The 24,037-nt window shown below is 63.3% G+C and carries 20 protein-coding genes; 6 read left to right on the top strand and 14 right to left on the bottom strand.

Translation table 11 applies throughout. The features are described from left to right. The 4 genes from clpX to mnmC form a co-directional block, all read right to left on the bottom strand. Positions 1-1,275 carry an ATP-dependent Clp protease ATP-binding subunit ClpX gene (gene clpX / locus ACQ3C8_RS06730; protein WP_009522579.1) on the bottom strand — a complete coding sequence of 425 codons (1,275 nt, stop codon included), beginning with the start codon at positions 1,273-1,275 and terminating at the stop codon, positions 1-3. 143 nt (positions 1,276-1,418) lie between these two features. Then, positions 1,419-2,072 carry an ATP-dependent Clp endopeptidase proteolytic subunit ClpP gene (gene clpP / locus ACQ3C8_RS06725; RefSeq protein WP_009522578.1) on the bottom strand — a complete coding sequence of 218 codons (654 nt, stop codon included), beginning with the start codon at positions 2,070-2,072 and terminating at the stop codon, positions 1,419-1,421. Positions 2,073-2,120: 48 nt separating this feature from the next. Beyond that, positions 2,121-3,482 carry a trigger factor gene (gene tig, locus ACQ3C8_RS06720; protein ID WP_428852912.1) on the bottom strand — a complete coding sequence of 454 codons (1,362 nt, stop codon included), beginning with the start codon at positions 3,480-3,482 and terminating at the stop codon, positions 2,121-2,123. A gap of 243 nt (positions 3,483-3,725) precedes the next feature. Next, positions 3,726-5,573: an FAD-dependent 5-carboxymethylaminomethyl-2-thiouridine(34) oxidoreductase MnmC gene (gene mnmC, locus ACQ3C8_RS06715; RefSeq protein WP_428852911.1), complete on the bottom strand. Its 1,848-nt coding sequence runs from the start codon at positions 5,571-5,573 to the stop codon at positions 3,726-3,728. Between the two features lie 182 nt (positions 5,574-5,755). On the opposite strand from mnmC, the gene ACQ3C8_RS06710 reads away from it, so the two are divergent. After that, complete coding sequence (locus tag ACQ3C8_RS06710) at positions 5,756-6,601, top strand: 23S rRNA (adenine(2030)-N(6))-methyltransferase RlmJ (RefSeq protein WP_428852910.1); 846 nt, start codon at positions 5,756-5,758, stop codon at positions 6,599-6,601. Between the two features lie 82 nt (positions 6,602-6,683). On the opposite strand, the gene ACQ3C8_RS06705 is transcribed toward ACQ3C8_RS06710, so the two are convergent. The 8 genes from ACQ3C8_RS06705 to ACQ3C8_RS06670 all read right to left on the bottom strand — a co-directional run bounded on the left by ACQ3C8_RS06705 (position 6,684) and on the right by ACQ3C8_RS06670 (position 14,654). Next, positions 6,684-7,451, bottom strand: coding sequence for an SDR family NAD(P)-dependent oxidoreductase (locus tag ACQ3C8_RS06705; protein ID WP_009522574.1), 768 nt, complete (start codon positions 7,449-7,451; stop codon positions 6,684-6,686). A gap of 261 nt (positions 7,452-7,712) precedes the next feature. Further along, positions 7,713-8,717, bottom strand: a complete 1,005-nt coding sequence (locus tag ACQ3C8_RS06700; RefSeq protein WP_428852909.1) for an alcohol dehydrogenase catalytic domain-containing protein — start codon at positions 8,715-8,717, stop codon at positions 7,713-7,715. 80 nt (positions 8,718-8,797) lie between these two features. Next, positions 8,798-9,565, bottom strand: coding sequence for an SDR family NAD(P)-dependent oxidoreductase (locus ACQ3C8_RS06695; protein WP_428852908.1), 768 nt, complete (start codon positions 9,563-9,565; stop codon positions 8,798-8,800). Positions 9,566-9,623: 58 nt separating this feature from the next. Further along, positions 9,624-10,937 (bottom strand): histidinol dehydrogenase, encoded by a 1,314-nt coding sequence (hisD, locus tag ACQ3C8_RS06690; protein ID WP_009522571.1) that lies wholly within the window; start codon positions 10,935-10,937, stop codon positions 9,624-9,626. 130 nt (positions 10,938-11,067) lie between these two features. Beyond that, positions 11,068-12,126, bottom strand: coding sequence for an ABC transporter substrate-binding protein (locus ACQ3C8_RS06685; protein WP_428852907.1), 1,059 nt, complete (start codon positions 12,124-12,126; stop codon positions 11,068-11,070). Between the two features lie 82 nt (positions 12,127-12,208). Beyond that, positions 12,209-13,006 carry an ABC transporter ATP-binding protein gene (locus ACQ3C8_RS06680; protein WP_009522569.1) on the bottom strand — a complete coding sequence of 266 codons (798 nt, stop codon included), beginning with the start codon at positions 13,004-13,006 and terminating at the stop codon, positions 12,209-12,211. Between the two features lie 14 nt (positions 13,007-13,020). Continuing rightward, positions 13,021-13,872, bottom strand: a complete 852-nt coding sequence (locus ACQ3C8_RS06675) for an ABC transporter permease (protein ID WP_009522568.1) — start codon at positions 13,870-13,872, stop codon at positions 13,021-13,023. Between the two features lie 11 nt (positions 13,873-13,883). After that, complete coding sequence (locus ACQ3C8_RS06670) at positions 13,884-14,654, bottom strand: ABC transporter permease (protein ID WP_428849598.1); 771 nt, start codon at positions 14,652-14,654, stop codon at positions 13,884-13,886. Between the two features lie 386 nt (positions 14,655-15,040). Between ACQ3C8_RS06670 and ACQ3C8_RS06665 the strand changes: the two genes are divergently transcribed. Beyond that, positions 15,041-16,093 carry a LacI family DNA-binding transcriptional regulator gene (locus ACQ3C8_RS06665; RefSeq protein ID WP_009522566.1) on the top strand — a complete coding sequence of 351 codons (1,053 nt, stop codon included), beginning with the start codon at positions 15,041-15,043 and terminating at the stop codon, positions 16,091-16,093. Here ACQ3C8_RS06665 and ACQ3C8_RS06660 read toward each other — a convergent pair. Then, on the bottom strand, positions 16,090-16,896 hold the full coding sequence (locus tag ACQ3C8_RS06660) for an IclR family transcriptional regulator (RefSeq protein ID WP_428852906.1): 807 nt from the start codon (positions 16,894-16,896) through the stop codon (positions 16,090-16,092). The genes ACQ3C8_RS06665 and ACQ3C8_RS06660 overlap by 4 nt on opposite strands. A gap of 289 nt (positions 16,897-17,185) precedes the next feature. Here ACQ3C8_RS06660 and ACQ3C8_RS06655 point away from each other — a divergent pair, with 289 nt between their 5' ends. Genes ACQ3C8_RS06655 through ACQ3C8_RS06640 form a run of 4 tightly spaced genes read left to right on the top strand, consistent with a single transcriptional unit; the run spans position 17,186 to position 22,420 of the window. Further along, the gene (locus ACQ3C8_RS06655) at positions 17,186-19,375 is read left to right on the top strand and encodes an alpha-ketoacid dehydrogenase subunit alpha/beta (protein ID WP_428852905.1); all 2,190 of its coding nucleotides are present in this window, start codon (positions 17,186-17,188) and stop codon (positions 19,373-19,375) included. A 14-nt stretch (positions 19,376-19,389) separates the two neighbouring features. Then, a complete protein-coding gene (locus ACQ3C8_RS06650; protein WP_009522563.1) occupies positions 19,390-19,842 on the top strand; it encodes a VOC family protein in 453 nt (150 codons plus the stop codon). Positions 19,843-19,882: 40 nt separating this feature from the next. After that, positions 19,883-20,773: an NAD(P)-dependent oxidoreductase gene (locus ACQ3C8_RS06645; protein WP_428852904.1), complete on the top strand. Its 891-nt coding sequence runs from the start codon at positions 19,883-19,885 to the stop codon at positions 20,771-20,773. 6 nt (positions 20,774-20,779) lie between these two features. Further along, entirely contained in the window at positions 20,780-22,420 is a 1,641-nt protein-coding gene (locus tag ACQ3C8_RS06640; protein WP_428852903.1) for an alpha/beta fold hydrolase, read from the top strand. Between the two features lie 100 nt (positions 22,421-22,520). Here ACQ3C8_RS06640 and ACQ3C8_RS06635 read toward each other — a convergent pair whose 3' ends face one another. Next, on the bottom strand, positions 22,521-23,981 hold the full coding sequence (locus tag ACQ3C8_RS06635; protein ID WP_428852902.1) for an NAD-dependent succinate-semialdehyde dehydrogenase: 1,461 nt from the start codon (positions 23,979-23,981) through the stop codon (positions 22,521-22,523). Between the last annotated feature and the right edge of the window lie 56 nt (positions 23,982-24,037).

The raw sequence follows: 24,037 nt of genomic DNA, 5'->3' as shown, positions 1-24,037 counted from the left end.
TCAGTTGGAACCGGCCACCTTCGGCTGCTCCTCGTAGACGAGCAACGGCTTTCCATCCCCGCTGATCGTCGTTTCCTCGATGACAACCTTCTTCACACCCTTGTAGCTGGGCAAGTCATACATCACATCCATCAACGCCTGTTCGATGATCGAACGCAGTCCTCGCGCGCCGGTCTTGCGCTTGATGGCCTTGCGGGCAATCGCCGAGAGCGCCGCGGGACGGATTTCCAGTTCGACATTTTCCATCGCCAGCAGTTTCTGGTACTGCTTGATCAGGGCATTCTTCGGCTCGACCAGGATCTGCACCAGAGCGGCCTCATCCAGCTTGGCGAGCGTGGCGACCACCGGCAGGCGGCCGATCAGCTCGGGAATCAGGCCGAACTTGATCAGGTCTTCGGGCTCGACCTGCGGTAATACCTCGCTGGCCTCGCGCTCTTCCTTGCTCTGCACTTCCGCGCCAAAACCGATACCAGTCTTGTCCGAACGCTGCATGATGACCTTTTCCAGGCCGTCGAACGCACCGCCGCAGATGAAGAGGATATTGGTCGTATCGACCTGCAGGAAATCCTGGTTCGGATGCTTGCGGCCGCCTTGCGGCGGTACCGAGGCCATGGTGCCCTCGACCAGCTTCAGCAGTGCCTGCTGCACGCCCTCGCCCGACACGTCGCGAGTGATGGACGGGTTGTCGGACTTGCGCGAGATCTTGTCGATCTCGTCGATATAGACGATGCCGCGCTGCGCCTTCTCGACTTCGTAGTTGCAGTTCTGCAGCAGCTTCTGGATGATGTTCTCGACGTCCTCGCCGACATAGCCGGCTTCGGTCAGGGTGGTCGCATCGGCGATCACGAACGGGACGTTGAGCAAACGTGCGAGTGTCTGGGCGAGCAGCGTCTTGCCGGAACCGGTCGGGCCGATCAGCAGGATGTTGCTCTTGGAAAGCTCGACGTCGTCCTTGCGGCCCAGGTGCTTCAGACGCTTGTAGTGGTTGTACACCGCCACGGCCAGAATCTTCTTGGCAGCATCCTGGCCGATCACATACTGGTCGAGGCTCTGCCGGATTTCATGCGGCGTGGGCAGGTCGGATTTGGCCGCGCCGGACGCATCCTTGTCGGACAGCGCCGCTTCGTCGCGGATGATCTCGTTGCACAGGTCGATGCACTCGTCGCAAATAAAGACCGACGGGCCGGCGATCAGCTTCTTGACCTCGTGCTGGCTCTTGCCGCAAAAGGAGCAATACAGCAGCTTTTCGCTATTGGAGCCTTTTTTATCCGCCATAGGAGTGATTCAGAAGTTGTAATTGCATCATACGCCAATTTGGTAACCCGGGCGAAAAACCGGGCGCGGCACCGGAAATCGGTTTCCGCGCCCGGTTCCGCCCGGATGCCACGCCGTCGCCAGCGCGGCATCCGGATGATGCGTCAGTTGGCGCGCTTGCCGATGGCCTTGTCGATCAGACCATACTCCACGGCCTGGTCGGCGCTCATGAAATTGTCCCGATCGGTGTCGCGGGCGATCTTCTCGACTGGTTGGCCGGTCACGTCCGACAGGATCTGGTTCAGGCGTTCGCGCAGGTAGAGGATCTCGCGCGCCTGGATTTCGATATCGGAAGCCTGGCCGCGCGCGCCACCGAGCGGCTGGTGGATCATGATGCGCGAGTTCGGCAGCGCAAAGCGCTTGCCCTTCGCACCCGCGGCCAGCAGGAACGCACCCATGCTGGCGGCCATGCCCATGCACAGCGTGGACACGTCGGGCTTGATGAACTGCATCGTGTCATAGATCGCCAGGCCGGCGGACACGGAGCCACCCGGAGAATTGATGTACAGCGAGATGTCCTTGTCCGGATTCTCGCTTTCCAGGAACAGCAGCTGGGCAACCACGAGGTTGGCGGTCTGGTCGTTCACTTCGCCAACCAGAAACACCACTCGCTCCTTCAAAAGGCGCGAGTAGATGTCGAATGCACGCTCCCCACGGCCGGACTGCTCCACGACCATCGGCACCAGTCCAAGTCCCTGCGTATCGAGCGCGGAAGCCTGGGTCGTGACCATACGGTCCAGCAGATCGTTACGGGTCATGCAAACTCTCCTGAGTATCGTGCGCAAAAAGCCGGCTGGGTTGCCAACTTAGGCTGCCTGGCCGTTGCCTTCATTGGCAGCGGTCAGTTCCTCGAAGGACACGGCCTTCTCGGTCACCTTGGCTTTCCCGCATACGAAATTTACCACGTTGTTTTCGAGCACGTAGGCTTCCATTTCCGCCAGGCGCTGCTGGTCGCCGTAGTACCAGCGCATCACTTCCTTGGGATCTTCGTAGCTCTTCGCAAAATCTTCGATCTCTGCCTTGATCTGCTCCGGCTTCGCTTCCAGGCCGTTGGCCTTGACGATCTCGGCCAGAATCAGGCCGAGCTTGACGCGGCGCTCGGCTTGCTGAGCGAACATCTCGGCCGGGATAGGCATATCCTTAGCGTTCGGCATGCCGCGCTGCTCGAGGTCCCGGCGGGCCATTTCCACCAGGCGCTCCTGGTCCTGCTCGACCAGTGCCTTGGGCACATCCAGCTCGCTGGCCTTCAGCAGCGCTTCCATCACCTGGTCCTTCAGCATGGCGTGCGTGCGACGCTTGACTTCGCGCTCGAGGTTGTCGCGAATGTCGGAACGCATTTTCTCCAGGCTGCCGCCAGGAATGCCCAGCGACGTAGCAAATACCTCGTTCACTTCCGGCAGGTGCGGCCACTCGATCTGCTTCACGGTGATCTTGAATTCGGCGGTCTTGCCGGCCACTTCCTTGCCGTGGTAATCCTCGGGGAAGGTCAGCGGGAACGTCTTGCTCTCGCCCACCTTCAGTCCAACGGCAGCGGCTTCGAATTCCGACAGCATGCGGCCTTCGCCGAGCACGAAAGCAAAATCCTCCGCCTTGCCGCCGGCGAATTCCACGCCGTCGATGGTGCCGACGAAATCGGCAGTGATACGGTCGCCGTTCTTGGCCACCACGTCGCCGTCACCGTCGCCGTGCTCGCCCTTTTCACCGCGCGGATGGTAGTGCACGCGCTGCTTGCGCAGGATGTCGACGGTCTTCTCGACTTCTGCATCGGTGATCTCCGTCTTGGTGCGCACCAGCTCAGCGCCCGACAGATCGCCGATCTTCACTTCCGGATACACCTCGAAGGTGGCATCGAACGCGACCTCGCCGTCGGCCACACCTTCAGTCTTGACTTCGAAGCGCGGCTGGCCAGCCACCTTCACATCCTGTTCCTTGGTGATGTCGAAGAACAGACGGGCAGCCTTGTCGAAACGGACTTCCATCTCGACTTGCTGGCCGTACTGCTTCTCGACCATTTTCATGGGCACCTTGCCCGGGCGGAAGCCCGACATCTTCACGGTCTTCGACAACTTGACGAGACGCTGCTGCTTTTCCTGCTCGACTTCGGCCTGCGGCACAGCCAGCGTGACCTTGCGTTCGAGTTTGCCCAGATTTTCAATGACAGTTGCCATGGTGGTTTTCCAATTCACTCAATGATTTGTATTCGGTAGGCGACCGGATTGCGCCAGATTGCACCGGACTGCGCGCCATGCCCGGAGCCTTGGGCCCAGCGGACGGAAAACGCGCATTATCGCACGGAAAGTTTCGCTTTCGGCGTTTTGCGCATCGTTTTGCGACACCTGGAACGGTATTGGCACACCAGCCGGCAGCAACGTACTGCATCGTACGGATGCGCGCGCCTGCGGCGCGAGCCGTCAATGCGACAACCCTTGCGGCAACCCGTGGCGCAGGCGATGCAACAACTCGCGCGCGGGGTCGACAGCCCCGGCCAGATCACGTTCGATTGGCCACGGCTCGCCTTCGATCTGGCTGGCCAGGAGTTCGCCGCCCAGTGCTGCCCATGTCAGACCGCGCGAGGCCAGACCCAACAGGCCGTACAGCCCGGGCAGGCGCGGCAGGTCGGCCAGATGCGCGCCGCGCAGGCGCTCGGCTTGCGCCAGCGCCACCGCTTCGTCGGCGAGAGAACCGATGTGTGGCAGCCGGTTATGTGTCACCCACCGCACCCCGCGATAGCCCTCCAGGGCTGCGGGATCCAGCGCCGCCAGCCGCGCGCGCCATGCCGGCAACAGCGCTGCAATACGTGTCAGGTTCTCCGCATGCGCCTCCGCCGGCGAGAGCACTTGTGGAGGCGTTTCATAAGTCGAGCCGATGCGGACGCCCCGGGCATCGGCCGGCAATACATAGCCGTTGCCAGACACGACGGCCCTCGGCCAACCGGCGGATGCGGGATTGCCGCCGATGAGTGCGGCAGGGATATCTGTGAGGCGGCCGGCCATCGGTGATAGTGTCATGGCTACGCGCGGGAGCAGCTCCAGCGCGGCTCCGCCGTTTGCCAGAATCACCACGGGTACGCTGGCCAGCAGTTCCCCCGCCGGCCCATGCAACTGCCAGGCATCCTCGACGCGCCGAAGGCTGGCGACATGGCAATTCCACCGTGTGGTCACATTCGGAGCGGCATCGGCCAATTGCGAAACACACACCGCCGGCGGCGCTACCCAGCCGCCCAGGCCAAACCACCACCCGCCGTAGGTAACCTCGGCGCCGCAGGCATCCTGCGCCTCGTGCGGTGTGACCCAGCGTACGATTTCCGGGGGAAAGCCGAGCTGCTCCACGGTGCGTCGCTGCAAGGCAGCCTCTTCTTCCGACATGGCCGCCTGCAGGAGGCCGCTCGCGTGCCAGCCGACAGCATGCCCGGCCGCCGACAACGCAGCCCAGTGCGCCAGTGCATAGTGATGCCCAGCACGCGTCAGGCGCGACAGATGGCTGTCATCCGGCGAGACATGGGGGTGCAACGCCGCAGCATGGTGTGCCGAAGTCAGCCGGGCCGGGCCGCCCTCGCGTTCGAGCACCGTTACCTGCCAGCCGCGGGCTGCCAGCCGGTGGGCGACGGCACATCCGGCCAATCCGGCGCCGATGACCACGGCCTGCCTGCGTGCCCACTGGGCGGCCACCGGCGGCGGCTGACGGCGCTCCCGCCAGCGTGGCAGGAAGGTTGCCTCGATCGCTTGCCCCACGCTCGCCTGTTCTGGCGCGGCAACGGTAAACCCCGCACGCCGCAGCCCTTGCAGCATGGCCTGATCGGTCAACGTTGCCACGAGAGATCCACCCTCGCGCATCAGACGGCCTGCCGCGCGTATCAGTTCGATACCGGAATGCTGTGGCGCCACCCACAGACCGTCGAATCCGCCCCCGAGTCGCCCGACCACGGACTGCGGCTCACCCACTGCCAGTGTGCTCACGACTTCTTTTTCGGTCTCGAAGCGCAGCAGCCCGGGCACATTTGCAGCCTCTGGAAGATGCAACTGCGTCGCCAGCGGATGCGCGCATGCCGCCAGCGCAGTACGCTGCTCATCGGGCCGCGCCACCCACACCAGATGGAGACGGCCGCGCGGTGCGGGGCTGTCGCGCCACGCCTGCCACGCCGCCAGAAGTGCCGGGAGCGCTGCCTGGCCAACATACAGGGCAGCGGCATGCGCATGCGTCCGCCATGCGCATGCAAGCGTGCGCAGGAACGGGGCAAAACGGGAAGATCCGTCGGACATCAAACTGGTGGGCTGGATGGGGAGAACATGCGGCATGGCCGTCCGCCGCGCAACGGAGTGGTAGGATACGCTATCCGCGCACATCGACGGATACCAGTGCTCGCCCGACTCATACCCGATGGCGTGCCAAACATGCCGTTGCGCATTTCACATTCCCCGCTGCTTATTTCGTTCCGCTCTGCATGCTCAGTTATCGCCACGGCTTTCACGCCGGCAATCACGCCGACGTCCTCAAGCATTTCCTGACCGTGGAACTGCTTCAGTACCTGAATCGCAAGGACAAACCGTACTGGTATATCGACACGCACGCCGGCGCCGGGGTCTATGCGCTCGACGACGCGTTCGCCAGCAAGAATGCGGAATACAACACCGGCATCGGCCGCCTGTGGCAGCGCAACGATGTGCCCGAGGCGATGACGGCCTACCTGGACGAGATCCGCGCACTGAATCCGGACGGCCAGTTGCGCATCTACCCGGGCTCGCCCTACCTGGCGTTTTCGCTGTTGCGTGACGCAGACCGCCTGCGCCTGTTCGAAATGCACTCCACCGAAATCGAGATCCTGCGCGACAATTTCCGTAGCGCGGGCCGGCGCGTGATGGTGTATCCCGGTGATGGTTTCACTGGATTGAAAGCCTTGCTGCCACCCCCGCCCCGGCGCGCCATCGTGCTGATCGATCCCTCATACGAGGACAAGGAAGACTACACGCACGTGCTCGACACCCTGCGTGACGGCCTGCGGCGTTTCGCCACCGGCACCTATGCCGTGTGGTATCCGCAGGTACAGCGGCGCGCCTCGGAACGCCTGCCGGAGCAACTGAAAGCCCTCGGTGTGCGCCAGTGGCTGCATGCCTCCCTGACAGTCGCAGCGCCGCGCGAAGATGGATTTGGCCTGCACGGTAGCGGCATGTTCATCATCAATCCGCCGTGGACCCTGCGGCCCATGCTCGAGACCGTGATGCCGTGGCTGTGCGATGCACTGGCGCAGGATGCCGGTGCGTCGTACCAGCTTGAATGGCAGGAAGAGTGACAGCCGCTCTTCCGCCGTACTAGCCGTGCAGCCGTACTAGCCGGCCGCCCTGGCCCACCGTGTGCCAGCCGCGTTGCAAACCTTACTTGCCGCTGCCGATCTTGTAGCCGCCGCCGCTGACATTGACGTGTGCGCCAGTGACGAATGACGCCTGGTCAGACAGCAGCCACAGAATCAGCTCGGCCACTTCTTCCGGCTGCCCGACACGCCCCATCGGCACCGTGGCGGACAATTCCTTGCGGCGCTCCGGATCCTTGAGATAGGCAGTCATGGCGGTTTCGATGATGCCCGGCCGCACGGCATTGACGCGCACGCCATCCTCCGCGATCTCGCGGGCAAATCCGGCGGTAAAGGTATCGACCGCGCCCTTGGAAGCGGCATAGGCGCACGATGCCGCGCGGCCACCGTTGGTAGCAGCCATGGAAGATACATTGACGATCGCCCCGCCCTTGCCGCCGCGCGATACCGCCATGCGGCGCACGGCTTCACGACAGCAATACATCAGCCCAACGACATTGCTCGCCATCAATTCGAGCGTCACGTCAAAGTCCAGCTCCGCCACTTCGGATTTGCTGATCGTGCCGGCGGCGTTGACCACGGCGTCGATGGGACCCAGTGTGCGTTCGGCATCCAGGAATGCCTGCTCGATGGATGCGCGATCCGACAGCGTCATCGACAGCGCAACGGCGCGGCCACCTGCGGCCTCGATTTCGCGCACGGCCGACTGCGCCTGCTCGCTTGCTGCGGAGCGCCCCGTCAGCGCCACGGCGTAGCCGGCGCGCGCCGCCAGAATCGCCGTTGCCCGGCCGATTCCCGTGGTGCCACCGGTCACAAGACACACTTTACCCATCACCTGACTCCTCCATTATTATCAATATATGGAATACCTGTTCATCGACGGCAATGCCGCGTGGCGCAGGAACGCCGGGCCATGCAACATGCCAAGGCGATGGCATATTATGCGCCGAGATTCCAGGATCCGCATCCTGGAATCTCGCACAAACGGCCTCAGTACAGCGTTTGAGATGATGTTATACAGCAAGCCGCGCCTACCCGGTCTTCGAGGTACAGCGCGAAAATCCACCGGCCATATGGCCGGATCCGGTTGGATTTACGGTGAAGTCAGCACGATTTTGCTTGATGCAGTCCTGCCCTGATCCAAATCCTGGAATGCCTTTCCGCCCTCGGTCAGCGGCCGTTCCTCGACCCATTCCAACGTCCCGAATGCGCCTTCATGCAATGCGACGACGGCAGCACGCAGGTCGGCGATCGTGTAGGTGTAGGTGCCCAGCAAGGTGATCTCCGCCAGCGTCAGCTTGCGCATGTCGATCTCGCTGGCCCAGTCCTGCAGGCCGATATGCATTACCACGCTGCCCGGCTTGGCGCCGGCCAATGCGGCATTGCGCGTCGCCTTGGACCCGACGGCATCGATCACGTAATCGTAGGCGCTGTCGCGGACGGCTTCTTCGAGCGGGTTGTAGGTCCGGCAGCCGACATGCAGTTCGGCCGAGGCCCGGCGCAATGGATTCACTTCTGCCATGTCGATATGGCGGCAGCCATACGATTTCAGCAGCAGCGCGGCCAGCAGCCCGATGGCGCCACCGCCGATCACCAGCACGCGGGCCTCAGGCAAGGGTCGCGTCAGTACGCGCATCGACAGGTTGATGGCATGCAGCGCCGTTGCCGCCGGCTCGGTGAGCGAAGCATGCAGCGCCGACATGTCTTCCGGAATTTCGACGATGCACGATGCGGGAATCGACATGTACTCGGCGAACGCGCCCGGACGCGTCATGCCGACCATCGTGCGGTTCGAACACAGATTGGTCCGCCCCTGCACACAGAATTCGCAGTGACCGCAGGTAATCAGCGGGTTGCCCGTGACACGCTGCCCCGTGGCCAACGCTGGCGCACGGCTCTCGACGATCGTGCCGGCAAACTCGTGGCCCAGCACAAGGCCGGGTTTACGACGCGGATCATGCCCGTGATAGGCATGCATATCGGAGCCGCAGATCCCCACGGCGTCGATCTTGAGAATCACCTCGCCATCGGCCACCTCGGGATACGGGCGCTCCTGCACCATCACTTCGTTTGGCTGCGTATATACCAGTGCTTTCATGGCACTCATCCTTCACATCAAAATTTTCGTCATTCGCCGCACTACACGGGCGGCAGTTGCCTGATCGCATCGGAGGCTCGTTACTTGGCGGTAAAGCCGCCATCCACCGCCAGCGTCTGGCCGGTGACGTACGCGGAGGCTTCGCTGGCGAGGAACACTGTCGCGCCATACAGATCCGACAACTCCCCGTTGCGGCCGATGCACGTCGCCTCGGCATTGCGCTTTGCCAACGTCTCATCGGCGAATACCGCCGCCGTCAGGTCAGTCGGAAAAAAGCCCGGTGCGATGGCGTTGCACGTGATGCCATGCTTCGACCATTCCTGCGCGATAGCGCGGGTCAGCTGGACGATGCCGCCCTTGCCCGCGCCATATGGCGCGCTGTTCGCAAACGCGCGATAGGATTGCAGCGAGCCGATGTTGATGATCCGGCCCCAGCCGCGTGCCTTCATCTGCGGCGCCAGCACCTGCGTCAGGAAGAATGGCGCACCGAGGTGCAAGGCAAGATGCAGGTTCCACGCCTCCGGCGTGACCTCCTGAAAGGGCTGCCGCAAGTTAACGCCTGCGGCATTCACCAGGATGTCGATCGCGCCGTGGGCCTGCAGCGCACGCTCTCCGCAGCTCCGGACGGCTGCGGCATCGGAAAGGTCGCACGCCAGCGCATGCGCCTCAATGCCATCCGCGCGCAGGTCGGCGCAGGCTTTTGCCAGCACATCCTCGCGGCGCGCCACCAGCACCACGCGCGCACCGGCCATACCGAGGGCGCGCGCCATGGCGCCACCCACGCCGGCGTTTCCCCCTGTGATCAGGGCTGTACGGCCCTGCAGATCGAATAGTTGCTTGATGTCCATTGCCCCGCCACTCCTCGAAACTGAAACGGCGCAGCCAGGCTGCGCCGTTCAACCATGTTTACACCTGCACCGGTTCGCCGCGATCGAAGGTCTCGTTCGGGAAGTATTTGCGCAGGCGGTCATCGGCCGTGCGCGCGTGGGCTTCCATGCCTTCGAGACGCGAGATCCGGGCCGTGACCTCACCGATGCGCTTGGCGGCATCGCGCGTCATCTTCTGCCAGGTCAGCGTCTTCACGAACTTGTGTACCGACAGGCCGCCCGAATAGCGTGCCGCGCCCTTGGTCGGCAGCACGTGGTTCGGGCCGCTGGCCTTGTCACCGAAAGCGACCGTGGTTTCCTCGCCCAGGAACAGCGAGCCATAGCAGGTCAGGTTGGCCAGCCACCAGTCGAGATCGGCGGTATGCACTTCAAGGTGTTCGGAAGCATAGCGGTCCGACACTTCGACCACTTCTTCGCGCGTATCGCACAGCACCACCTCGCCGTAATCGCGCCATGCGCAGTACGCAGCATCGCGTGCGGTCGGCGGCAGATCTTCGATCAGCTTCGGCACGAGACCCATCACTTCATCGGCCAGCGCCTTGGAGGTGGTGAACAGCCAAGCCGGCGACTCGTGGCCGTGTTCGGCCTGGCCGACCAGGTCGCTCGCCACGATATAGGGATCGGCCGTCTCGTCGGCGATCACCGCCACTTCAGACGGACCGGCAAACACGTCGATACCCACCTTGCCGAACAGCGTACGCTTGGCTTCGGCCACGAACTTGTTGCCCGGGCCGACCACCACATCAGCCGGCTTGCCAGTGAACAGACCGTAGGCCATCGTGGCAATCGCCTGCACGCCGCCCAGCGTCATGATGGTATCCGCGCCAGCCGCCTTGAAGGCGTACAGCACGTAGGGATGCATGCCGCCGCCACGGAACGGGCTGGAGCACGCGATGATAGATTTCACACCGGCCGCCTTGGCGGTCGCCACCCCCATGTAGGCCGACGCAATGTGTGCGTAGCGACCTGCAGGCGCGTAGCAACCCACGACATTGACGGGAATGACGCGCTGCCCGGCCGTCACGCCCGGATACAGCTCGGTGGAAAAATCTTCCAGCGAACGACGCTGCGCCAGCGCAAAGTCATAGACCTGCTGCGCAGCGAATTCGATATCCGCCTTGACGCTAGCCGGCACATCCTTGATGCCCTGGTCGATCTGTGCAGGCGTCATGATGATGTCGCCGTCCCACTTGTCGAGCTTCTTCGCATACTCGCGCACCGCGGCTTCGCCCCGGGTCTCGATCTCGTGCAGCATTTCGTTCACTACTTTCTGGGCAGTGGCGGTTTCGGTTTCGGGCGTCTTGGACGCGCGCTTGAGGTACTGGGTGGCCATGGGAATAATTTCCTTGCAAAAATGAAATCGCTTACATACAGATTCTGAATAAAGGCCGGCACACTGCAGACACCGGCCCTGACCCGACTATTCCGGCCGACGCGTGCTGCAGCGCCGACCGGAGCTGTGCTTACTTACCCTGTGCGGCGAATGCGGAGAGCTTCGGATCCGCCTGCACCTTCGCCATGTAACTGCTGTCGATGAAATCCTTCGCAGCCGGCACCTTGGCCAGCGCGCCCGAACCCTGCATGAAGGTGGCGATCTGCGTGAACCAGCCATCCATCTGCGAAGCGCCCTTGGCACGGTCCATGGCTGCCAGCTGCTGCTGCAGGTCAAAGACCGGGCGCGTCGAGAATTCCTTTTGCATCGCCGATTCCGAGATGGTTACGCCACCCTGCTGGTAGAACTTCTTCATCAGCGCCACGGCTTCGGTCGGATTGGACTTCAGCCAGTTCTGGGTCCGCAGGTACACTGCCAGGAACTTGGCGACGTTCTCGGGATTGTCCTTGGCGTAGTCGCCGCGCGCGATCAGGGCACCCGGCACCACGGCGCCACCGTCCTTGCCGGTACACAGGACCTTCGCGTTGGCCTTTTCTTCCAGCGTGTAGCTGTTCGGCGCCCACACGCCGGCGTAGTCAGCGTTGTTCGACGACACCGCCGAAATGATCTCGGCCTGCCCCATGTTCTTGAGCGTGACGTCCGCCTTGCTCAGGCCAAACTTCTTCAGGCAGGCCTGCACGGCATAGTCGCCTGTCGAGTTCGAGGTCAGGACGATCGTCTGGCCTTTCAGCGACGCCGGGTTGGCTTTCACCTGGTCGAACTTCGACTGGCTCACCAGCAGCAGGTTGGCTTGCGACTCATCGTTCGACAGGCCAATGGTCTTCACGCCGAAACGGACGAAGCCCAGCACGGCCGGCACCGAGCCGGTCGCGCCGACATCCCACGACTTCGAGGCCGAGGCTGCCATCTGCGGCACGCCTGCCGGGAAGATCGAGAACTCGGGCTTGAGGCCGACCTCGGCCCACCAGCCTTTTTCCGACGCCACATAGAACGGCAGCGCCCAGTACACGGCGGGCTGGTAGCTGACCTTGATCGGCGTGAGCTCGGCCGCACCGGCCTGCATGCTGACGACACCTGCCAGCGCCACTGCCCACACACCGCGTTTCACCAACTTGCGAAGTCCCTGCATCTTCCTCTCCTTGTTTTTTCTGCGACAGTTCGACGGCAACGCACCTCGCGGTGCATCGCCTGTTTGCAGACAGCGATTCGATTCAATGTTCGTGACCAGCGTGCTCGGCACGCAGTGATTTCCAGATATGCGTGCGCAGATGCACGAAGGACTCGAGGTCCATCACGTCTTCGATGGTGGCCTGTTCATCCCAGCGGTTGGCTTCGCGCACCGACTTGATGTCGATGATCTCCTTCACGCGGCCCGGACGGCTGGTCATGATGACCACACGATCGGCCAGATACACCGATTCTTCCACTGCGTGGGTAATGAACAGCACCGTACGCGGATTCACGCGTGCGAGGCGCACGAGCTCTTCCTGCATAACGACCCGGGTCTGCGCATCGAGTGCACCGAACGGTTCGTCCATCAGCAGCACGCCCGGATCGAGCGCGTAGGCGCGGGCAATCGCCACACGTTGCTGCATGCCGCCCGACAGCTGGTGCGGGAATGCTTTTTCGTAGCCGGTAAGATTCATGAGCTTCAGGTAATGCTCGATGATGTCGCGGCGTTCACCCGTCGCCAGCCCTTTGCTGCGCAGGCCGAAGTCGACGTTCTCCCACACGGTTTTCCACGGAAACAGCGCAAACTGCTGGAACACCACCGCGCGGTCCGGGCCCGGGCTGCGCACGTCGCGGCCGGCCACCGAGACGGTGCCGCTGGTCGGAAATTCCAGGCCAGCTGCCATCCGCATGCAGGTCGTCTTGCCACAGCCGGAGGGTCCGACGATAGCAACGAACTCCTTATCCTGGATATGCAGGTTGATGCCATCCAGCGTCAGCAGGTCTTCGCCGTTGCGCTGGAAGACGCGCGTGACATTGTCAAAAACGATATCGGCCATCGACTTCCATCCTTTTACTTGAGTGCACGACGACGATTACGCATCGCGAAATTTTCGATCTGGCGCAGCAGCACATCGATCAGCCCGCCCACGATCCCGATGGCGATCATCGCGCTCATCACGATTGGCGTATCGATATTGCTCTGGCCTTTCACCATCATGTAGCCGATACCGCTGGAGGCCACGATCAGCTCGGCGCCGACCAGCGACATCCAGCCCAGGCCGGCGGATACACGCAGCCCCGCCATGATCGACGGCAGCGCAGCGGGCAGCAGGACTTCCAGCAGGATCATGCGTGACGATGCACCGAGCATGCGGGCCGCTTCGAGCAGCTTGGCATCCACGTACTTGGCGCCACGATATGCATTGACCACGCAGGGTGGGAACGCACCGGCAAAGATGATCAGTACCGGCCCGCCAATCCCCGTACCGAACCACAGTGCCGCAAACGGCACCCACGCGATCGGCGCGATAAACCGCAGGATCTCGAACAGCGGCGAGACGATGTAGTCCAGCCAGCGGAACCAGCCCATCAGCAGGCCAAGCGGCACACCGATCGCTGCCGCCAGCAGGAAGCCCATCAGGTAGCGCATGAGGCTTGACCACAGGTGCGTCTGCAGCGTGTAGTTGGCAAACGGCGCCTGGGTTAACTCGACGAAGCGTGCGAGGACCTGGGGCGGTGTCGGCAGGAACTGCGGCGGCGCCAGGCCGGTGGCAGCGGCGCCCCACCAGATTCCGAAAAAAGTTACCAAGCCTGCCAGCGACAGCAGCCAGTATTGCCCTGCCCCGCTGCGGCGGGCTTTCTTGGCCTTGGCTGCGGGCGCAGCCGGTGCGGCCTGATGCGTCAGCCGTTGATCCGCGGTCAAATTCGCACTCCTCACGATGTAGCCCTCCACGGCATGGCGCGACGCTCGAGCATGCCCAGGCACCATGTCATTACCCAGCCAAGCGCGGCAATCGTCAGCATGGCCACCAGAATCATCGACGGGTAGATATCGAGCGAGCCCTGTGTGAGGACATGCCCGAGGCCCAGCAGCGCGCCAACCAGTTCACCAGCCACTAGCGTGGTCCATGCCGCCTGCAGCGACAGGCGCAGGCCAGTGAAGATCATCGGCAGAGAACCGGGCACGAGTACCTCCCACACGAACGCGCCACGGCGGATGCCGAGCATGTCGGCCGCTTCCAGCAATTGCGGTTCAATATTGCGCACGCCCGCGTAGCTGTTGATCACCGCCGGCACGAAGGCCGCCATCCAGATCACCATGATCTTGGCGGCATCGCCCAGGCCCAGCCAGACGATGGCCAACGGAATCCACGCCAGCGGCGGAATCGGCCGGATCAAGCTGAACACGGGATTGAAGAAGGCTTCCGCGCGGCGCGAATAGCCCATCGACAGGCCAAGCGGAACGCCAATGACGATGGCAGCCAGGAAGCCCAGCAGAACCAGCTTGACGCTTTGCAGGACGTGCTGGTCGAGTCGGCCATCGCCATAGCCGGTGGTGGCGATTTGCACGAGGGAATCCCAGACCTCTCCGGGAGTGGGGAAAGTCATGGGGTTGATGATCTGGGTCACCGTGGTCAGCACATACCACAGCGCCAGAGTGCTGCCGAGTGTCAGGATGCCGGCCTGACCGCGGGGGGATAACAACGCTTTTGCTCGCACCGCCTGTCTCCGAATGGTTTTGGTTTTGGTGTTGCTTTGCGAGTGAATTCACTATGAATTCATTTGGATATTATTGGATGTGCGATCAGCCTGCAAGTCAGCGTATACCCGACGCATCATTCAGTAGCACATCACAACACTGAAAATATTTACATTCCGCCTGTTCGATCTGTCTGGTTTTCTGGAATGGCTCCTGGTCTCGCTACTCCTGATGTGCTCATCTGGGTACTTTGTGATGCGAGATCATGTAACCGCTTTCATTTCATCATATTGAACCTTCAGGCCAATTGCAAGGCCGCGTTTACCCGACGTGCATTTCTGCGCCAGATTACAATAATGAAAACATTTACATTCTTGATCATAGGTATTACATGGCCACGCGCCCACGCATCGTCGATGTTGCTGCCCGAGCCGGGGTGTCCACCGCTACCGTCTCGCGCGCCCTGTCCAATCCGGATCTCGTACATCCCGAGACACAACAGCGCATCCGCTCCGCTATTGCCGAGCTGGGCTATGTCATGGATGGCTCGGCCCGCGCCCTCGCCTCCGGCCGGGCGCGCACCGTGGCGGCGATCGTGCCGACGCTCGATAACGCGATCTTTGCGCGCGCGGTGCAGAGCCTGCAGACGACGCTCTCGAACTCCGGCTACCAACTGCTGATCGCGGCCCATGAATACAATCTCTCGGCCGAACATGAACTGGTACGCGCCCTGCTCGAGCGCTCCATCGATGCGCTGATCCTGGTGGGCGCGGACCATGCACCGCAGACATGGGAAGTGATTCGCGGCAGCCGCGTACCCCTGCTCATTACCTGGGCGCGCAGCAGCGAGCACGAGCCATCGATCGGCTTCGACAACCATGAAATCGGCCGGCTGGCGGCGCGCCACCTGCTGTCGCTCGGGCACCAGCACCTGGCCGTGGTATCCGGCTACTGCCGGCACAATGACCGGGCCCGCCATCGCGTCGAGGGATTCCGCGAAGTCCTGGCCGAACATGGCCGCCGACTTGCAGATGCCAATGTGGTCGAGCAACCGTTCGGCTTCGAAGGCGGCCGCGCCGGTCTGCAACTGCTGATGCAGCTGCGGCCGCGCCCCACGGCAATTTTCTGCGGCAACGACATGCTGGCGCTGGGCTGCCTGTTCGAGGCGCAGTCGATGGGCATTCGCGTACCCGAAGCGCTGTCGCTGGTCGGCTGCGACAACCTGCCGGTGTCGTCGCAGATTCCGCCAGGCCTGACGACTATCCTGCTGCCCACCTATGAACTGGGCCAACGGGCTGCGGAAGCCGTGCTGCACTGGCTCGCAACCAGGGAAGTGCCACCCAGCCAGTGTCTGCCGATCGAGATTGTGGTGCGCGGTACGAGCGCGCCGCCTGCGGACATCCAGAAAGAAGAAACCAGCCGTCCGCAACATGTTTCCGCCTAGTAGCAGAGTGTCATGCGCTGCGCGAAGTCGCGCAGCAATGGCAGGCTGTCGCGCAACTCCGCCGCGCTCGCGCGTGCGCGCGGCGCGGCAATAGCCAGCCCCATGATCGGCGGATTGTCGCCATTGGGAATGGGCACCGCCATCCCGACCACGCCTGGCAGATACTCTTCATCGTCGAGCGATACACCCTCCTCGACGATCTGGTCGAGCGCGATGCGCAATGCATCCACATCGGTCATGGTGTGCTCGGTATGGCGCGCCAGCTCGATGGTCATCAGGTATTTCTCGCGATGCACGGGCGGCAGGTAGGCCAGCAGCAGTTTGCCAATGGCCGTGCAGTGCAGCGGAATCTCGCTGCCAGGCTCGAGCCGCAGGGACAGCGGCCAGCGCGCCTCCACACGATCCACATAACGTACACGCCCGCCGGTGATCACCCCGACGTTGCAGGTTTCCCCCGTCCGGTCAGACAGTTCACGCAGGATGTCATGGCGCGGGCCGCGCTGCGTCGCGCGGGCCACCACGTCGAGCGCCAGCTTGAGCAGGCGGTCACCCTCGATGAGCTGGCGCTGGCGCGCGTCGCGCTTGAGGAAATCGAGACGCACGAGATTGCCGATGATCCGGTTGGTCGTCGGCCGTGGCAGGTTCAGTGCATCGGTGATCGCCGCCGCGGACGGCGGATACACCGAGCCCATGACCAGTTCTAGCACGTCGAGCGCCTTGGACAGCGCGCCCGCGCCATCGGTTGCGCTCTCGGTCGAAACATCGGCCGGCTGATCAATCGGTTCAAGAGAGTCGGATGACATACGTTGGAGTACCTGGAAAGTCTTCACGCCACGTGCTGCATGGCCCAATACCGGCATCCCGCCTGCATCACCCGTTGTGCGGGGCGCAGCGGGCAAGCGGCTGCCCGAGTCCACGGATTATAAGGATCCACCCTTCCTGTGCACTGCAAAACCAGCTGCAAGATACGATTCCGTCCTTGACATAGTATCACCATATGATACTGTACAAATCATAAATTGATACGACCGATTTGGCGCCGCGCAGCAACCCAGCCGCCGGACACTCGGTTTCACCCAAGGAGACAGTGAAATGGCAGTAAGGATGGTGCCCCTGGAAACCAAGACGCCGTGGCTGCGTCTGGAAGTCACCGAAGCCGATGTCAAGGCGACGGACCACGCCGATCTGCTGCGCATGCTCGAGCAGGTGCTGCTGATCCGCCGCTTCGAGGAAAAGCTGCTGCGCCTGAGCGTGGCCGGCATCCTCCACGGGCCGGCGCACTCCAGTATCGGACAGGAAGGCGCCACAGTCGGGGCCATGTCGATGCTCACCACGGGTGACAAGATCAACGGCACGCACCGCATGCACCACCAGTTCCTCGCCAAGTCGCTGAACTACGCCACGCCGCAGGGCTACGTGCCGCTCGAACAGGACGTGCCGGAAGCCTTCCACGACGTGGTATACCGCACCTATGCCGAGATTCTCGGCCTCACCCCCGGCTACTGCGGCGGACGCGGCGGCTCCATGCACCTGCGTTATCCGGAAGCCGGCGTACTCGGCTCCAACGCCATCGTCGGCGGCAATCCGCCGCACGCCGTGGGCTATGCCTTTGCTGACAAGATGCTCGGCAACGACAATATCTCGGTCACTTTTTTCGGTGACGGCGCCACGCAGATCGGCTCCGCCTACGAGGCAATGAACCTCGCGGCGCTGTACAACACGCCCACCGTCTTCTTCATCGAGAACAACCAGTACGCCGTCTCCACGCATGTTTCCGAGCAGACGCGCGAAACGCGCCTGTCGGCGCGCGGCCTGTCGCTGGGCGTGCCGGCTATCGAATTCGACGGCATGGATGTGGTCGCCGCGCGCCTGGCCATGCAGGAAGCCAAGAACATCATCGAGCGCGATGGCGGCCCGGTGCTACTTGAAGCCCGCACCTACCGCTTCTTCCACCAGTCCGGCGCGCTCAAGGGCAGCGCTTTCGGTTATCGCGAGAAGACGGAAGAAGAAGAATGGCAGCAACGCGACCCCGCAACCGTGTTCCCGGCACAACTGAAGAAACTTGGCGTGCTGACCGACAAGGGCCTGGAGCAGATCGACGCACGCGTCAACGCAGTGCTCGACGGCGCGCTCGAACGCCTGATCGAGCACTACGGCAACGAGAAAAAGGAACGCATCTTCCCGGCGCTGTGGCCGAAGCCGGAAGAAGCCGATGAAGGCATTCGCGGCGATCTCAGCGAACTGGCCAGCTACCGCCAGCGCGAGCTCGAAGACGTGCCCGCATCCGAACTCGAGGAAGTAAAGTTCCTCGACATCATGTCGAAAGCCATGCTGCGTAACATGGAAAAATTCGACAACCTGATCATCCTCGGCGAGGACGTGCACCGCCTGCGCGGCGGCACCGCCGGCGCCACGCGCAATATCGGCGAGCGCTTCCCGGACCGCCTGATCGGCACGCCGATCTGCGAGAACGGCTTTACCGGCATGGCGCTCGGCGCGGCGCTGAACGGCTTGCGTCCCGTCGTGGAGATCATGTATCCCGACTTCTCGCTGGTTGCGGCCGACCAGCTGTTCAACCAGATCGCCAAGGTCCGCCACATGTTCGGCGGCAAGTTCCCGGTACCGGTGGTCGTACGCAGCCGCGTCTCCGCAGGTACCGGCTACGGCTCGCAGCATTCGATGGATGCCAGCGGCCTGTTTGCGCTGTACCCGGGCTGGCGCATCGTCGCACCCAGCCGTCCCTATGACTACATCGGTCTCGTCAACGCCGCCATCGCCTGCGACGATCCCGTGCTGATCGTTGAATACAACGAACTGTTCAAGAAGCCCGGCATGGTGCCGACCGGCGACTGGGACTACATCGTGCCGTTCGGCAAGGCCCGCATCGCCCGCCCGGGCAGCCGCTGCACCATCCTGGCCTATGGTCCGATGGTCGACATCTGCAGCAATGTCGCGGACAGCACCGGCATCGATGCCGAGGTCATCGACCTGCGCACGCTCGATCCGCTGGGACTCGACTGGGACACCATCAGCGAAAGCGTGCAGCGTACCAATGCACTGATGATTGCCGAGCAGACCGCGCGCGGCACGTCGATCGGCTCGCGCATCGTCAGTGATGCCCAGGAACGCCTCTTCGACTGGCTCGACCATGAGATCGTGCATGTCACCGGCGGCCACGCCTCGCCAGTGGTGTCGAAGGTCCTCGAACAGGCTGCGCTGGCCAATGCCGGCACAGTCGAAAAAGCCCTGCGTGCGCTCGATGCGCGCCGTGGCGGTCGTTGAACCGGGAGCCCGCCATGCAACTCAAGGATCCGCTCCTGAAGACCCACCATACCGCCATCTGCGTCAATGACTTCGAACGCGCCAAGGCGTTCTACATCGACTTTCTCGGCTTTACGCTCGAAGGCGAGATGGACCATCGCGACGAAGCCGCGCTCGGTGAAGTCGTCGGCCTGCCCGGCGCGGTGATCCGCTGGGCCATGCTGGCGCATGGCCCGCACCGCATCGAGCTGTTCAAGTACTACACACCGCAAGGCGATACGCAGGCGCGACGCCAGTGCGATTTCGGCTACAGCCATTTCGCCTTCCAGGTCGAGGATGTCGACGCGGTGTACGAGCAGGTGATCAAGGCCGGCTACAAGACCACCGCACCGCCGCGTTCCTTGCGTGGCGGACGGAGCCGGGTGATCTACGTGACGGAGCCGGAAGGCGCGATCACCGAGTTCATCCAGCTGTCGCCCGACGCGTAACACGCCGACTGCCAGAACACGCAGAATATCCGGAGACAGAATGAAACGAACCATCGGCTTCATCGGCCTCGGCACGATGGGCGGCCCCATGGCTGCACATCTGGCCAAGGCCGGCCACCATGTGCAGGGCGTCGACCTCGATCCCGCCAAGGTTGCCGCGCTGGAAGCAGCGGGCGGCACGGCGTGCGCCAACATTGCCGCAGCCTGTGCCCATGCAGACACCATCATCACCATCCTCCCGCGCGACCAGCATGTGCGCGAGGCACTGCTCGGTGCAGACGGCGTGATCCGCCACGCCGCGCCCGGCACGCTGGTGCTGGAGATGAGCACCATCCTGCCGCGTACCAGCCTGGATATCGCGCAGCAGTTGCAGGCTGCCGGCCTGCGCATGATGGATGCCCCGGTCGGCCGCACCCCGGCGGATGCCCGCGCCGGCCGCCTGCTGGTCATGGCCGGCGGCAGCCAGGAAGATTACGTGGATGCCCAGCCGCTGTTCGAGTGCTTTGCCGACAAGGTGCTGCACATGGGCGCCCTCGGCACCGGCATCCAGATGAAGGTGATCAACAACTACATGTCCATGGTCAGCATGGTACTGACCTCGGAAACGCTGACCATGGCCAAGAAGGCCGGCATCGCCACGCCGGCAGCCGTCGAAGTGTTGCAGAACACCGTGGCCGGTCGTGGACAGATCAACACCAACTTTCCGAAGAAGGTGCTGGCGGGCGACATCACGCCGGATTTTCCGCTGTCGCTTGGCTATAAGGATCTCTCGCTCGGCCTGGCGCTGGGCCATGAACTCGGCACGCCGCTGTTCCTGGGTGCCTCGGCACTCGAGCTGTTCGGCATGGCGCCGGCCATGGGTCGCGCCGATCAGGATTGTACGGCCATGCTGTTGATCCTCGAACAACTTGCTGGCATCAAGAAGGACTGACAAAAGATGGCCTACATCAAGAATTTTCTGCTGCCACGCCTCGGCGATATCGACAGCGTCCGCGTGGTGAACTGGAATGTCGCACCCGGTGCGGCATTCGCGACCGGTGACATCCTGCTGGAGATCGAGACCGACAAGTCCATCGTCGAAGTCGTGGCCGAAGAAGCCGGCACGCTCGTCGAGCAGCTCGTACCCACCGGCGAGTCGATGGATGCCACGGCGCCGGTCGCCCGCATCGAGGTGGCTGGCGAAGCGCCGGACGAGGAGCAAGCGGCATCTGCTTCCTCCCCTGCCGCTTCCCTCGCCTCCTCGGCCAGCAATGCGCAGCCCGGTTTCTACATCAAGGATTTCCTGCTGCCGCGCCTTGGCGACATCGACAGCGTCCGCGTAGTGAACTGGAATGTCGCACCCGGTGCGGCATTCGCGACCGGCGACATCCTGCTGGAGATCGAGACCGACAAGTCCATCGTCGAAGTCGTAGCCGAAGAGGATGGCAAGCTCGTCGAGCAGCTCGTGCCCACCGGCGAGTCGATGGATGCCACGGCGCCGGTCGCCCGCATCGAAGTGGCCGGGGAAGCCCCGCTAGACGACGTGCAGGCAGCCCCTGCTGCCCAGACACGTGCGCCGGCAACGGCCGCGCCTGCGGCCAGCGTACCTTCCACGACGACACCGCTGCCGGCAGGCGCACGCGTATTCGCCACGCCTGCGGCGCGCCGTGTAGCCGCTGAGCGCGGGATCGATCTCGCAGCCCTGACGGGCACAGGCCCTGGTGGCCGCATCACCGTGGCCGATGCCATGTCGGCCACGCCCGGCACGACTGCTGGTACTAGCGCGGGCGCAGCAGGTGCGCGCGCGGCACAGGAGGAACTGCAGGTCGCCACGCCTCACGGCACGGTCTTCGCCACGCGCTGGTCCGCCGCACGCGGCAACGCGGCGACCGTGGTGCTGATCCACGGCCTGTTCGGTGATACCGACACCTGGGCCAGCACGGTCACCACGCTGACCCGTACCGGCCTGAATGTCCTGGCGCTCGACTTGCCGTGCCATGGCCGCAGCGCAGCTTCTGCGACAAACTTCGGCATGCTGGTGGACACCGTTGCGGCAGCGCTCGACAAGCTGTGCCGTGGGCCGGTACTACTGGCCGGGCATTCGCTCGGCTCCGCCGTCGCGGCACGCATCGCCCGCCAGGGCAAGCTGCAGGTACGCGGACTGACGCTGTTCTCCCCGGCCGGACTCGGCACCGAGATCAACCAGTCGTTCATCGACGGCATGCTGCATGCGCACTCCGACGAAGCCCTGGAGCGCGAGGCACGCAAGCTGACGGCTACGGCTGTCAACTTGTCAGCCGCCTACCTGCGCAAGCTGCGCGAGCGGATCCAGGCCAAGGCCGAGCCGCTCGGCGCGCTGTGCCGCGACATCGGCGTGCAGGGCGTGCAGCAGTTCAGCATCCAGGGCGATCTGGAAGCGCTGCGCTGCCCCATCACCATCGTGCATGGCCGCAGCGATGCGATCATTCCATGGCAGCATGCCTTGAACGCACCGGCACGTGCGGCCCTGCATCTGGTGCCGCAGGCCGGCCACATGCCGCAGGCAGAAGCCATGGTGCTGGCCGGTGAGGTGATCGAACGGATGGCACGGTCGATCTGAGCAAACCAACCGCCGCACCGCCCTTCATGCGCCCGGATGCCTTGCGTGCAAATCCGGGAGCATGAAGGATGCGCACGAGGGACCCGTGTGACGCGCCCCCTCAGGGCGCGATGCAGATGTACTTCTCGTCCAGGTATTCATCGATACCCTGGCGCCCTCCTTCGCGTCCCAGCCCGGATTGCTTGACCCCGCCAAAAGGCGCCGAGACGGTCGTCATCAACCCGCTATTGATCGCGACCATACCGCACTCGATCGACTCCATCATGCGCAGCATGCGCGGCTGTGACTGCGTATAGACATAGGCCGCCAGGCCGAACTCCGTATCGTTGACCATCTCCAGGAGCTCGGCCTCCGACTCGAAGCGATACAGCGGCGCGACCGGGCCGAATATCTCCTCGCGCGCCATCCGTGCCCGCCGCGACACGTTCGTGATGATCGTCGGTTCATAGAACGTACCGCCCGCGGAATGCGGCCTGCCACCGCGCAGGATAGTGCCGCCGTGGTCGAGGGCATCCTGCACGTACTCTTCCACCTTGCTCAACGCGCGATCATTGATCAGCGGCCCCTGGGTCACGCCCTCTACATGGCCGTTTCCGACGATCAGCTTGTCGACAGCCTGTGCCAGGGCCTGGGCGAAAGCATCGTAGATGCCCGAGTGCACATAGACACGATTCGCACAGACGCAGGTTTGGCCGGTATTGCGGAACTTGGAAATCATCAGCCCCTGGACCGCTGCCTCGATATCCGCATCCTCGAAGACAATGAAAGGGGCATTGCCGCCCAGTTCGAGCGACAGCCGCTTGATCGTCGGCGCGCACTGCGCCGCGATGAGTCGCCCCACATGCGTCGAGCCGGTGAATGAAATCTTGCGCACCACGGGATCCGTGCACAGCGTCTCGCCGATGGGCGCGGCATCGCCTGTGACGATGTTGATCACGCCGGCTGGCACACCGGCACGCTCGGCCAGGACACCAAGCGCCAGCGCCGAGAATGGCGTGGTCTCGGCGGGCTTGAGGACCACGGTACAACCGGCCGCCAGCGCCGGGGCCAGCTTGCGGGTTACCATCGAACTGGGGAAATTCCACGGTGTAATGGCCGCGCAGACCCCGACAGGCTGTTTCAGGACGAGCAGCTGCTGCCCCGGCCATGGACTGGCAATCACCTCTCCAGCCACCCGACGGGCTTCTTCGGCAAACCACCGCACGTAATCGGCCGAGATCTGGATCTCCCCCAGCGCCTCCGCCAGCGGCTTGCCCTGCTCCAGCATCAGCACGGTCGCGAGTTCCCGCTTGCATGCAAGGATTTCGCGGTACCAGCGGTCCAGCACGTCCGCCCGTTCCGCTGCGGTCGTCTTGCGCCATGTCCGGAACGCCGCGCTGGCGGCGTCGATCGCAGCCTTGACATCGGCCGGTCCGAGATTGGGAATCTCACCGATGACGCTGCCGTCCGCAGGATTGGTCACTTCCAGAACCCTGCGCCGCTGCTCACTCACCCATTCGCCGTTGATCCAGCATTGGTCCCGATACAAATCGGGTACGACCTGCTCCAGTACGTTCGCCATAGTCTCCTCTTGTATTGTGAATTCACCATGAATTCTCACTACATGCTGGACTTTGA

Origin of the sequence: Imbroritus primus (assembly GCF_964332355.1) — a bacterium.
Classification (GTDB): Bacteria; Pseudomonadota; Gammaproteobacteria; order Burkholderiales; family Burkholderiaceae; genus Imbroritus; species Imbroritus primus.
This window is presented reverse-complemented; position numbering and strand designations above follow the sequence as displayed.